Here is an 11,985-nt window from a genome sequence, read left to right as displayed (position 1 = left end):
CATTTTGCCCTGTGTCCGCGCAGCCGAAGGATTTGATGTGACAATCTCGGGCGAGGATCCGCTGATCGCGGAGTCCGGTGCGCCCGTCAGTGATTCCGTGGCCACGCCACGGAACCATGTCGGGACCGCCGATGGTTCTGGCCAGGCCCATACGGGCAATGGCCCAGGACGCGTCGGCAAGAAGAAGGGCAGGCGGCGCAAGAAGCGCGGGCCTGTCTATGCATCGGGGCAAAAGCCCGCCGACGCGAAGGCCGGAAACGGCAAGCTCGCCGAAGCGGCGCGTTCCGGTGCGACGGAGCGGGACTCAGGGTCTCGCCCTCCGGTGAATGGCGGAGCGCGACCCGGCCATGCCGGATACGCGCGTCCCGCTGGCAATCCAGCCCGATCGCCGCAGGGCAACGAGGCGCGCCCATCTGCGCGTCCCGAACTGCGTCCGCGCGCCGAGACGGCGCCGGATGCGCTTTATGCGGCGCTGGATCTTGGAACCAATAATTGCCGCCTGCTGATCGCGCAGCCGCGCGAGCGGGGGTTTCGCGTCGTCGATGCGTTTTCGCGCATCGTCCGGCTCGGCGAGGGTGTCGGCCGTAGCGGCCGTCTGGGCGAAGCGGCGATGGACCGGGCGGTGGACGCCCTTCGCATCTGCCGTTCCAAGCTGGCGGATCGCGGCGTCGTACGCGCCCGGCTGATCGCCACGGAAGCGTGCCGATCGGCCGAGAATGGCGCGATCTTTCTCGAGCGCGTGCGCAGCGAGACCGGCCTGGTGCTGGAGATCGTCTCGCGCGAGACCGAGGCGAGGCTCGCCGTATCCGGCTGCGCCTCGCTGATCGACCCGAATTCGAACGGCGCCCTGCTGTTCGACATTGGTGGTGGGTCGTCCGAACTGGTCTGGATCGACCTGACCCGTCCGGCCGAGGCACGGCGCCGGCGCATGTCAGATCGGATCCGCACCTGGGCCTCGCTGCCGGTTGGCGTGGTGACGCTGAGCGAGCGCCATGGCGGCGAGTTGGTGACGACCGAGGTGTTCGAGGCGATGGTCGCGGAAGTGACCGACATGCTGCGGGATTTCCCGGAGGCGGACGCGCTGGACCAGGCGGTCGCGGCGGGCAATCTGCACATGCTGGGCACCTCCGGCACCGTGACGACGCTCGCCGGCGTGCATCTCGGCCTCGAGCGCTATGACCGGCGCCGGGTTGACGGAACCTGGATGACGGGCGACGAAGTCAACCTGATGATGAATACGCTGACCGGCATGGATTACGCCGCCCGGATCGCCAATCCCTGCATCGGCAAGGAACGCGCGGATCTGGTATTGGCAGGCTGCGCCATCCTCGAGGCGATCCGCCGGCGTTGGCCTTGCCAGCGGCTTCGGGTGGCCGACCGTGGCTTGCGCGAAGGAATACTGGTGGAGATGATGGCGGAAGACGGTGTGTGGCGCCGTTCGCCGCATCGGCAGAATGGAAGGCCGTCATGACCGGCACCAAGAACAATTCGGGACGTGGATCCGGCGGGCGCGAGCTCACTGTGCGCGTCAAGACTTCGCGCGGCCGCACGGCCTCGTCGCAGCGTTGGCTGGAGCGCCAGCTGAACGATCCCTATGTCGCGCGTTCGAAGCGCGAGGGCTATCGCTCGCGCGCCGCCTACAAGCTGATCGAGATCGACGACAAGCACCACATCCTCGGGCCCGGCATGCGGGTGGTCGACCTGGGCGCCGCTCCCGGCGGCTGGTCGCAGGTGGCGGTCGAGCGCGTCGGTTCGACGGATGACGACAAGCGCGTCGTCGCCATCGACTATCTGGAGATGGACGAGCTTCCGGGCGTCATCCTGTTCAAGAAGGACTTCCTCGACGAGGACGCGCCGGCCCTGCTGGAGCAGGCCCTCGGCGCCCGCGCCGATGTTGTGCTGTCCGACATGGCGGCGCCGACGACGGGCCACCAGAAGACCGACCATCTGCGCACGATCTTCCTCTGCGAGGTCGCGGTCGACTTCGCCATCAGCGTGCTGAAGCCGGGCGGCCACTTCCTGACCAAGGTGTTTCGCGGCGGCGCCGAGAATACGGTGCTGACCCAGCTGAAGCAGCATTTTGCCTCGGTGCACCACATCAAGCCGCCGGCCAGCCGCGCCGGCTCGGTCGAGCTGTTCCTGCTCGCCAAGGGCTTCAAGGGCCGCAAGACCGCGGCTGATGAAGCCCAGGCCCGCGACACCGCCGAGGACGACGGCACCTGGCGTCCGTAGGTGCCTGAGTGCGAGGCTGATCCCTTCACCTCTCCCCCAGGGAGAGGCGAAGTAAGCTGCAATGTCCCGCCCTAGGCCCGCTCGCGCATGGCGGTGACGGGATCCGGCGCCAGCTCCTTGACCGCGACGCTGCGGCCCGACATTTCGGAGCCCGCATCGCGTGGCATGCGGATGAAGAAGATCACCGAACTCATGGCGATCAGGCCGACCACCAGGAAGGCCGGGTGAAACGCCGCCAGATTCAGCTCGGAGCCGCCATGGGCGCGCATCGTCAACTGCAGCGAGATCGCACCGGTCGAAATGCCGAGTGACAGCGCCAATTGCTGGAACACGCTGGTCATGCTCGTCGCCCGGCTCATCCGCGACACCGGCACGTCGGCAAACGACAGCGCATTGGCGCTGGTGAACTGCAGCGAGCGGAAGAAGCCGCCGACGAACAGCAGGCCGGTGATCAGGTGCAGCGGCGTTCCGATCGAGAACGCTGCCGGCACGCCGACAAAGAACGCGGCTATGAACGAGTTCGCGATCAGCACCGTACGGAAGCCGAGCCGCCGGAGCAGCGGCGGCGCGACGAACTTCATCGCGATCGCGCCGATCGCCGAGACGAAGGTGATGGTGCCCGACTGGAACGGCGTCAGCCCATAGCCGAGCTGCAGCATCAAGGGCAGCAGGAACGGCAGGGCGCCGATGCCGATACGGAACAGCATGCCGCCGAAGACGCTGGCGGCGAAGCTCGGGATCGTGAACAGCGACAGGTCGAGGATCGGATTGGCCACGCGGCGGCTATAGAAGAAATAGACCGTCAGCAACGCGGCGCCGCCGATCAGGCAGGTCGCGACATAGGGCCAGGGCATCAGGTTGAGCCCGAGCGAGGTCGAGCCGGTGATGAAGCCGGCGATGCCGAAGGCGGTCAGCAGGAAGCCGATGAAATCGAATCGAACCTGTTCCTCGCCGCGAATGTCGGGAATGAACAGGGTGGCCAGCGTCACGCCGAGCACGCCGATCGGTACGTTGATCCAGAAGATCCAGCGCCAGTCGAAATAGGTGGTGATGAACCCGCCGACGACGGGGCCGACGACGGGGCCGATCAGCGCCGGCACGGTCAGCCAGGCCAGCGCCCCGACCAACTCGGATTTCTGCACCGACTTGAGGATCACCAGCCGTCCGACCGGCACCATCATGGCGCCGCCAATGCCCTGCAGCACGCGCGAGCCGACGATCTCCAGGATCGAACTGGACAGGCCGCAGCAGATCGAGCCCAGGGTGAACAGGATGATCGCCAGGCGGAAGACGGAGCGGGCGCCGAAGCGGTCCGCCACCCAGCCGGAAGCGGGGATGAAGATGGCGATGGTGAGCAGGTAGGACGTCAGCGCCAGCTTGAGATCGATCGGGCTGACGCCGAAATCGCGGGCGATGGCGGGAAGCGATGTCGACAGGACGGTGGAATCGAGGTTCTCCATGAACAGCGCGCAGGCGACGATCAGGGGAAGAAGGATCCGGGCGGGGGGGCGATGCGGAGCCATGGGGCCTCTTATAAGGGCGCTTATTCTAAGCCTACCTTAGGACGATCGCGCTCTCTTTCGAAGTCACGATTTCTTTGGCTCGGCTTTCGACGGTAGCTTGATGCAGCGCGTTGAGGCGGCTGGCGCGAGGCGAATCGGCGATGGGAGCCTCCCGCCGGAGGGAACGAAGCGCTGCCTGGCTGCGCGATGCAGCCGCTTCGGCCGGGTCACGCCAGCAGCGACCGAGCAACTCGTTGAAGAGCGGCTCGTTCCATTCGACGATCGCGCTGGCATGGTAGGCGGTGAGTTCGCCGATCTTGAGCCCTTGATCGGTCAGGTAGAAATCGACGCGCAGATGATCGAAGCCGGACGCCGCGCGACCCGCGATCTCCGCCAGCGCATGCGCCATCGATCGCGGGAGCGAATAGGCGCCGACCGGGATATTCCGCGACTGCAGGCTCAGTTCGTTGCCATCGATATCGAACCAGTTGCCATGGCGCGTGTCGCGGCCCTTCTTGCCGGTCAAAATACGGATCATCACCGGGCGGCCATGGAAGGTCATGACCTGCGCTTCCGTCGGCGGATGGCCATCGGGGCCCAACAGTAGCGGTTCCGCCATCAGGCGCCGCGGCAGCTTCCGATATCCCCATTCACAGGCGACATCAAAATAGTCGAGCCGAAGCCATCGCCGCATCTCTGCCTCGATCTCGGCCCGCTGCAGGCGCGCGGCGTCCGAGACGATCGCCACCATGCCAGAGCCGTGGTTCGGCTTCAGGACGAACCTTTCCGGCAAGGTTGCCCAAGGAATGTCGTCCGGATCCTCCCAACTGCCCAGCAGCGGCACGAGAAAGCTTTCGCCGACGCGATCCCGGATCAGCGTCCGAACGGCGAGCTTGTCGGATACGATCTTCAGTCGCGGGTCGCGGTCGTAGATTATGCGGTGCAGCAGGTGCTCGGAATAGGTGACCGGCGGCGCCAGCCGCGGCGCCTCGCCCATCGCGGCCGTGTAGCGCTGGATATGCAAGCGGCGAAGCAGCCGGTCGCCCAAGATTGGCATCCGCCGTGCCTTGCGGACCAGCCGCCGCTGGATGCTGCGGCAGGGTCGGAGGAGAGCAGGCGGAACCTTCATGCGCCGGCCCGCTCCGCCGAGGGTTCGATCCATCGGCGAGGGTTTGCACGCCGAGGCGGCGGCGCGGGCCGATCGGATGGCCCGGAGAGGAAGGTGTTTCAAGAACATGGAACTTGCTAAGTGAATGCCGCGTGAATCTGCGATTCAGTCGCAGAGTTCGTGCCCCGTTTGGCTCACGTCCGTTGTTTACGCAAGCGCCTTCGGCAATCCTGCTCTGTCGACCTGCACGGCTTCGGCGTGCCGTCAGTCCGACGCCTCGATGAGGGCGCCGAGATCATCGATCTCGTTGATCCGGCTCGGATTGTCCCAGAACTGGCCGAAGACATTGTCGCAGCCACGGCGGTTCCAGGGAATCATGCCCGCGCCGCAATAAGGCGTTAGCTCGCCGATCTTCAGACCATCGGCTGTGAGGTAGAAATCCACCCGAAGGTGGCTGAAACCCGCCGATACCGCCTCGGCTGCAACGATGATGCGCGTAGTCATCGCCGGATCCAGTACATAGTCGCCAAGTTTATATTTGAGTGAGTAGAACGGCAGCCGCACGCTGTTTCGGTCAAACCAGTTGTCGCTGCGGTCGGGGTTGTCCTTGCCGCCGATGAAGATTCGAATGGCCGCGACCTTTCCGCCGAAGGTCAAGGCGACGGCTTCGTTTACCTCGCCTCCGTCGGGGCCGAGCAGGAGCGGTTCGGCCGTGATGCGGCGCGGCAGGCCTCGATATCCCCATTCGAGGCTTGAATCGAAGAAGTCATGACGAAGCCACTCGGTCGCCTTGGCCGTGAGGGCCTGGGTGTCGCGATCGCCTGCATTGCGGATCAGGGCAACGGGACCGGAGCTGTGATTGGGTTTCAGCACGAATCGATCCGGCAGGCTGCGCCAGGCGATATCGCGCGGATCGCTCCAAACCCCGAGAAGCGGCACGACGAACGCATCGCCCAGCCGCTCTCTTATCAGGTCCCGGACAGCGATCTTGTCGCAGAGGACCTTCAGACGCGGATCTCGGTCATAGATAATTCGATGGACGAGGTGATCGTTTAGGTCGATGGGCGGACTGAGGCGAAGCGGACGTTGCATCCGCTGCTCGAAGCGCCGCCGATGCCAGGATCGAACCAGTATGGGGCCGAGATACGGAGAACGCCGCAGCAGTCGCATCGCGACAGGACGTGGCCGGTGGATGGCTTCTTGGACGGCGCGAATGACCCTCCGCGCCCTCTGGTGAATGTGCTTGAGCAGCATTGGCGCTCGGCGACCATCGTGTTCGAGAGATTGAGAGCGTGACGCGACGGATACCCGGGAGGCCGGCGGGGAGCCTGCCTCGACACCTCCTATTGGAGGAGGCGCAATAGGGATGTCGAGTGACCACCGTCACACGTTGAGCGCTTAGCGTGATTCTCGAACACAATCGCCGGCCTGCGGAAATTTGTGCGGTGCGAGACTTTTCATCGGCCGCGACTCCATGATAGAGACCACCGCCAACTCTATTCGCTGAAACCTCGACCCGCCGGTGACCCTCGGTCCCACGGCCGGTCTTTTGCATTCGGAGCGTTGGCCATGGCCCAGATCGTAGAATTGTCGACCGGACGCGAAGCGCTGACCTTCGATGACGTGCTGCTTCAGCCCGGTCATTCGCTGGTCATGCCGGGCGAGGTCGATATCCGCACGCGGCTGACGCGCGAGATCGAGCTCAACATTCCGATCATCTCCTCGGCCATGGATACGGTGACCGAAGCGCGGCTGGCGATCGCCATGGCGCAGGCCGGCGGCCTCGGCGTCATCCATCGTAACCTCTCGCCCGAGCAGCAGGCCGAGGAAGTCCGCCAGGTCAAGAAGTTCGAATCGGGCATGGTCGTGAACCCCGTCACGATCGAGCCGGATGCGACGCTGGCGGATGCGCTGGCGCTGATGAAGGCGCACCGCATCTCCGGCATTCCCGTCGTCGAGGGCGGCGGCAATCCCGGCCGGCTGGTCGGCATCCTGACCAATCGCGACGTCCGCTTTGCCTCGAACCCGGCCCAGAAGGTCTATGAACTGATGACCCGCGAGGGTCTGATCACCGTCAAGGAAGGCGTCAGCCAGGACGAGGCGCGCCGGCTGCTGCACCAGCACCGGATCGAGAAGCTCGTCGTCGTCGACAAGGCCTATCGCTGCATCGGGCTGATCACCGTCAAGGACATGGAGAAGACGCAGCTCAACCCGAACGCCGCCAAGGACGAGCAGGGCCGCCTGCGCGCCGCCGCCGCCACCACGGTGGGCGACAATGGCATCGAACGAACCGAGCGCCTGATCGACGCAGGTGTCGATCTCATCGTCGTCGACACCGCGCATGGTCATTCGCAGCGCGTGCTCGACGCGGTCACGCTGGTCAAGAAGCTGTCGAACCGCGTGCAGGTCATGGCCGGCAACGTCGCCACCGCCGAGGGCGCCCAGGCGCTGATCGACGCGGGCGCCGACGCCGTCAAGATCGGCATCGGCCCCGGCTCGATCTGCACCACGCGCGTCGTCGCCGGCGTCGGCGTGCCGCAGCTGACCGCGATCATGGAAGCCGTCTCCGCCGCCGACAAGGCGGGCGTGCCGGTGATTGCCGATGGCGGCATCAAGTACTCCGGCGATCTCGCCAAGGCGCTCGCCGCCGGCGCGCGCTGCGCCATGATCGGCTCGTTGCTGGCCGGCACGGAAGAGAGCCCCGGCGAGGTCTATCTGCACCAGGGCCGCTCGTTCAAAGCCTATCGCGGCATGGGCTCGGTCGGCGCGATGGCGCGCGGATCGGCCGATCGCTATTTCCAGGCGGAAGTGCGTGACACGCTGAAGCTGGTGCCGGAAGGCGTCGAAGGCCAGGTTCCGTTCAAGGGTCCGGTCAGCGGCGTGCTTCACCAGCTGGCCGGCGGACTGCGCGCCGCCATGGGCTATGTCGGCGCCGAGAACCTCGAGACGTTCCGCGAGAAGGCGCGCTTCGTGCGCATCTCGACGGCCGGCCTGCGCGAGAGCCACACGCATGACGTGACCATCACCCGCGAGAGCCCGAACTATCCCGGCATCGGCTGATCCGGCTTCGGCCTGGCGGCTTGTGATATGAAAGGGGGCAGGGGTGGGAACCTTCTGCCCCTTTTGCTTGTTTGCGGCCTGATGGCCGGCAATCGCCGGCGATCCACCAATCGGGGGCTCCATGCTGAAGACCGTCATCCTCTGGCCGGCGATCGCGCAATTCGCGCTGATCGCCTTCTGCTATCTCTGGCTCGGCATCACGCGCCGCAATGCCGTCAACAGCGGCGCCGTGTCCTCGACCGAATTCGCGCCCGGCGCCAAGGAGCCCGACGCATCGGCGACCGCCCGCCGCCATCTCGCCAACCAGTTCGAGCTGCCCATCCTGTTTTTCGTGGTTGTCGGCTTCCTGTTCGGCATCAACGGCACCTCCATCCTCGAAGTGGCCGTGGCATGGCTCTTCGTCGCCAGCCGGGTCGTCCACACGGTCAGCTCGCTGAACGGGCCGCTTGTGCTGCGCCACCTGAGCTTTCTGGTCGGATTCCTGCTGGTTTGCTTCCTCTGGCTCGACCTTGCCGTCCGGATACTCTAGAAGCGCGGGACCATGATCCCAGCCGCACGCATCTCCGCCGCCATCGAGGTTCTCGATGATATCGCAACCCGTCGCCGCCCGGCGCCCGACGCCCTGAAGGATTGGGGCCTCGCGCACCGCTTCGCGGGCTCGAAGGATCGCCGCGCCATCGGCGATCTCGTCTTTGACGCGCTCCGGCACCGAAACTCGTCGGCGGCAGTTGGTGGCGGCGACGATGGTCGCTCCGTGATGCTCGGCCTGTTCCGCAGGCATCGCGGCCTCGACATCGCGGCGATCGAAAAGCTGTTCTCGGGCGACCGTTTCGCGCCGGCGCCGCTGACCGACGACGAGCGCGCGGTGCTGTCCCGCGACGCGCTCGCCGATGCGCCGGACTTTGTGCGGGGCGACTATCCCGAATGGATAGCGCCGAATTTTGCGCGCATCTTCGGCGACAATGTCGTGGCCGAACTGCAGGCGCTGGCGACGCCGGCGCCGCTCGATTTGCGCGTCAACACCCTCAAGGCCGAGGCCGATCACGCGGCTTCCGAACTCGCCGCCGCGATCGGCCGGACGCCCGAGCGCCCCGCGCTTTCCGCGCTCTGCCTGCGCCTGCCGCTGGAGCCGGGATCGGCCGAGCCGCATATCGCCTCGACCGAGCCGTTCCTGAAGGGGCAGGTCGAGATCCAGGATCTGGGCAGCCAGCTCGCGGCCGAATTCGCCGGCGCCCGTCCGGGCATGCAGGTGCTGGATCTCTGCGCCGGGGGCGGCGGCAAGACGCTCGCTCTGGCGGCTGCCATGCAGAACCATGGCCAGATCTTCGCTCATGATTCCGACCGCCGTCGCCTGGCGCCGATCCACGACCGCTTGACGCGCGCCGGCGTGCGCAACGTCCAGGTTCGCACGCCGCGGCCGAACAGCGACGTCCTCGACGATCTCGAGAATCGCATGGATCTCGTGCTGGTCGACGCGCCCTGCACCGGCACCGGCACTTGGCGCCGCAATCCCGACGCCAAGTGGCGCATCCGGCCTGGCAGCCTCGCCGAGCGCAACAAGGACCAGGCGCTGGTGCTGGAGACCGCCGCCCGCTACGTGAAGCCCGGCGGGCGTCTCGTCTACATCACCTGCTCGGTGCTGGAGGAGGAGAACACTGACCAGATCGACGCCTTCCTCGCCGCCCATCCCGGCTTCGCGGTCGTTCCGCCCCAGGCGGTGGTCGAGGCCTATGAGCAGGAATCGATGAACATCCTCGGCCCGGCCGTGCGGCTGCTGTCGAACGGTCTTCTGATGACCCCGCTCGCCAGCGGCACGGATGGTTTCTTCGTTTCCGTGCTGACGCGAGCCGCCTGAGCGCATTCATCTGTGAGCCCTCCCGGTGTTGCCGGGTCTTCGTCTCGACAGCGTGCTGTCGCGCCGATAGAAGGACGGCCCCGGGGTTCTCCCGATTACGGAGGTAGACTTATGCGCCTGCTCAGGCTTATCGCCATCATCCTCGTCCTGTTCGCGGGATACTGGGCCTATTACGTGTTCGCAGCCGCGAACCCGAACGACCAGTTCGGCGTGCAGATCAACAAGGTGTTGCCGACCGCCGCGCGCGAATTCTCCTGCAAGAAGCTGAAGGAACGCTTCGCCGACGCCAAGGCGCCGGAAGGCTGCGCCGACTTCGCCTTCTGGGCGCCGGCTCCCGAGCCCGTCGTCGAGACCCCGGTTGCGCCGTCGGCTCCGGCAGCAGAGCCCGCACCGGCTGCGACGCCGGCTCCGGCTCCCGCCGCCGAGACGCCCGCTCCGGTCGCGCCGGCTCCGGCGCCCGAAGCTCCGGCTGCGACCGCACCGGCGACCGATACGCCGGCGACTGCCGCGCCCTGATCGCTTCTTCGGCCCGCACCCCAAGGTGCGGGCCGTTTTCTTTGACCTATGCAAGGACGGATGGCAGCTCCGCGATTGCAGTTTTCGGCCCGATCGCTTAACCGAGGGGCCATTCCCCTCAGACGCCGGGCCGTTCCATGACCGACAGCATTCTCATCATCGATTTTGGATCGCAGGTAACGCAGCTCATCGCGCGTCGCCTCCGCGAAGCCGGCGTCTATTGCGAGATCCATCCGTTCCAGAATGCGGAGGGCGCTTTCGCCAGGATGCAGCCGAAGGGCGTGATCCTTTCCGGCAGCCCGGCCAGCACCAGCGACATCGGCTCACCGCGCGCGCCAGACGCCGTGTTCGCGGCGGGAGTCCCGGTCCTCGGCATCTGTTATGGCGAGCAGACGATGATGGCCCAGCTCGGCGGCCGCGTGGAAACCAGCGAGTATCGTGAGTTCGGCCGCGCCTTCGTCGATATCCAGGAAGCGTCGCCACTGTTCGAGGGCGTCTGGGAGAAGGGCACCCGCCATCAGGTCTGGATGAGCCACGGCGACAAGGTCATGGCTCTTCCCGAGGGCTTCAAGGTCATCGCCGTTTCCGACGGCGCGCCCTTCGCCGCCATCGCCGACGAGACCCGCCGCTTCTACGGCGTGCAGTTCCACCCGGAAGTCGTCCACACGCCGGACGGCGCGAAGCTTCTCTCGAACTTTGCGCACAGGATCGTCGGCCTCAAGTCCGACTGGACCATGTCGGCCTATCGCGAGCAGATGATCGAGAAGATCCGCAAGCAGGTCGGCAAGGGCAGGGTGCTCTGCGCGCTTTCGGGCGGCGTCGATTCCGCGGTCGCGGCCGTGCTGATCCACGAGGCGATCGGCGACCAGCTGACCTGCGTCTTCGTCGACCATGGGCTGATGCGCCAGGATGAGGGCAACCAGGTCGTCTCGCTGTTCCGCGAGCACTTCAACATCCCGCTGGTCAGCGTCGATGCGGCGGATCTGTTCATCGGCAAGCTTGAGGGCGTCTCGGATCCCGAGACCAAGCGCAAGATCATTGGCGGCCTGTTCATCGACGTGTTCGACGCCGAGGCGAAGAAGATCGCCAGCGACGGCAAGGGCGCGCCGGAGTTCCTGGCCCAGGGCACGCTCTACCCCGACGTGATCGAGAGCGTCTCCTTCTCGGGCGGTCCGTCGGTGACGATCAAGTCGCACCACAATGTCGGCGGCCTGCCGGCCCGCATGAACATGAAGCTGGTCGAGCCGCTGCGCGAATTGTTCAAGGACGAAGTGCGCGCGCTCGGCCGCGAGCTCGGCCTGCCGGACAGCTTCGTCGGCCGCCACCCCTTCCCGGGCCCCGGCCTCGCCATCCGCCTGCCCGGCGGCGTGACCCGCGAAAAGCTCGACATCCTCCGCAAGGCCGATGCGATCTATCTCGACGAGATCCGCAAGGCCGGCCTCTACGACACCATTTGGCAGGCGTTCGCGGTCCTGCTGCCGGTGCAGACGGTCGGCGTGATGGGCGACGGCCGCACCTATGACTCGGTGCTGGCGCTCCGCGCTGTGACTTCGGTCGACGGCATGACGGCGGATTTCTATCCCTACGACATGAACTTCCTCGGCCGCGCCGCGACCCGCATCATCAACGAGGTCAAGGGCATCAACCGCGTCGTCTACGACGTAACCAGCAAGCCCCCCGGTACGATCGAGTGGGAATGAGGGGAAACGGCG

The 11,985-nt window shown here is 66.2% G+C and carries 10 protein-coding genes; 7 read left to right on the top strand and 3 right to left on the bottom strand.

Features of this window, described 5'->3' with window-relative positions; translation table 11 throughout:
* The first annotated feature begins 37 nt into the window (after positions 1-37).
* Together ABIE08_RS07095 and ABIE08_RS07090 are read left to right on the top strand one after the other, a co-directional pair.
* Entirely contained in the window at positions 38-1,471 is a 1,434-nt protein-coding gene (locus tag ABIE08_RS07095; protein ID WP_354549828.1) for a Ppx/GppA phosphatase family protein, read from the top strand.
* A complete protein-coding gene (locus tag ABIE08_RS07090) occupies positions 1,468-2,232 on the top strand; it encodes an RlmE family RNA methyltransferase (RefSeq protein ID WP_354549826.1) in 765 nt (254 codons plus the stop codon). The genes ABIE08_RS07095 and ABIE08_RS07090 overlap by 4 nt, the downstream gene beginning before the upstream one ends.
* Positions 2,233-2,303: 71 nt before the next feature.
* On the opposite strand, the gene ABIE08_RS07085 is transcribed toward ABIE08_RS07090, so the two are convergent.
* From ABIE08_RS07085 to ABIE08_RS07075, 3 genes are all read right to left on the bottom strand, one after another.
* A complete protein-coding gene (locus ABIE08_RS07085) occupies positions 2,304-3,755 on the bottom strand; it encodes an MFS transporter (RefSeq protein ID WP_354549824.1) in 1,452 nt (483 codons plus the stop codon).
* Between the two features lie 31 nt (positions 3,756-3,786).
* Entirely contained in the window at positions 3,787-4,731 is a 945-nt protein-coding gene (locus ABIE08_RS07080; RefSeq protein WP_354551609.1) for an ATP-grasp fold amidoligase family protein, read from the bottom strand.
* A 375-nt stretch (positions 4,732-5,106) separates the two neighbouring features.
* Positions 5,107-6,096, bottom strand: a complete 990-nt coding sequence (locus ABIE08_RS07075; protein WP_354549822.1) for an ATP-grasp fold amidoligase family protein — start codon at positions 6,094-6,096, stop codon at positions 5,107-5,109.
* Between the two features lie 315 nt (positions 6,097-6,411).
* Here ABIE08_RS07075 and guaB point away from each other — a divergent pair, with 315 nt between their 5' ends.
* The 5 genes from guaB (at position 6,412) to guaA (ending at position 11,973) form a co-directional block, all read left to right on the top strand.
* On the top strand, positions 6,412-7,902 hold the full coding sequence (gene guaB / locus ABIE08_RS07070; RefSeq protein WP_354549820.1) for an IMP dehydrogenase: 1,491 nt from the start codon (positions 6,412-6,414) through the stop codon (positions 7,900-7,902).
* Between the two features lie 121 nt (positions 7,903-8,023).
* Positions 8,024-8,431 carry an MAPEG family protein gene (locus ABIE08_RS07065; protein ID WP_354549818.1) on the top strand — a complete coding sequence of 136 codons (408 nt, stop codon included), beginning with the start codon at positions 8,024-8,026 and terminating at the stop codon, positions 8,429-8,431.
* 12 nt (positions 8,432-8,443) lie between these two features.
* Complete coding sequence (locus tag ABIE08_RS07060; RefSeq protein ID WP_354549816.1) at positions 8,444-9,757, top strand: RsmB/NOP family class I SAM-dependent RNA methyltransferase; 1,314 nt, start codon at positions 8,444-8,446, stop codon at positions 9,755-9,757.
* Between the two features lie 111 nt (positions 9,758-9,868).
* Entirely contained in the window at positions 9,869-10,273 is a 405-nt protein-coding gene (locus ABIE08_RS07055; protein ID WP_354549814.1) for a hypothetical protein, read from the top strand.
* Positions 10,274-10,410: 137 nt separating this feature from the next.
* A complete protein-coding gene (guaA, locus tag ABIE08_RS07050; RefSeq protein ID WP_354549812.1) occupies positions 10,411-11,973 on the top strand; it encodes a glutamine-hydrolyzing GMP synthase in 1,563 nt (520 codons plus the stop codon).
* Positions 11,974-11,985: the final 12 nt, after the last annotated feature.

Source organism: Kaistia defluvii, assembly GCF_040548815.1.
GTDB classification, from domain to species: domain Bacteria; phylum Pseudomonadota; class Alphaproteobacteria; order Rhizobiales; family Kaistiaceae; genus Kaistia; species Kaistia defluvii_A.
This window is presented reverse-complemented; position numbering and strand designations above follow the sequence as displayed.

Coding starts and splice junctions, on each gene's coding strand:
- ABIE08_RS07075 (WP_354549822.1), bottom strand. CDS start 6,096: ATGCTGCTCAAGCACATTCACCAGAGGGCGCGGAGGGTCATTCGCGCC.
- ABIE08_RS07060 (WP_354549816.1), top strand. CDS start 8,444: ATGATCCCAGCCGCACGCATCTCCGCCGCCATCGAGGTTCTCGATGAT.
- ABIE08_RS07080 (WP_354551609.1), bottom strand. CDS start 4,731: ATGGGCGAGGCGCCGCGGCTGGCGCCGCCGGTCACCTATTCCGAGCAC.
- guaB (WP_354549820.1), top strand. CDS start 6,412: ATGGCCCAGATCGTAGAATTGTCGACCGGACGCGAAGCGCTGACCTTC.
- guaA (WP_354549812.1), top strand. CDS start 10,411: ATGACCGACAGCATTCTCATCATCGATTTTGGATCGCAGGTAACGCAG.
- ABIE08_RS07085 (WP_354549824.1), bottom strand. CDS start 3,755: ATGGCTCCGCATCGCCCCCCCGCCCGGATCCTTCTTCCCCTGATCGTC.
- ABIE08_RS07055 (WP_354549814.1), top strand. CDS start 9,869: ATGCGCCTGCTCAGGCTTATCGCCATCATCCTCGTCCTGTTCGCGGGA.
- ABIE08_RS07090 (WP_354549826.1), top strand. CDS start 1,468: ATGACCGGCACCAAGAACAATTCGGGACGTGGATCCGGCGGGCGCGAG.
- ABIE08_RS07065 (WP_354549818.1), top strand. CDS start 8,024: ATGCTGAAGACCGTCATCCTCTGGCCGGCGATCGCGCAATTCGCGCTG.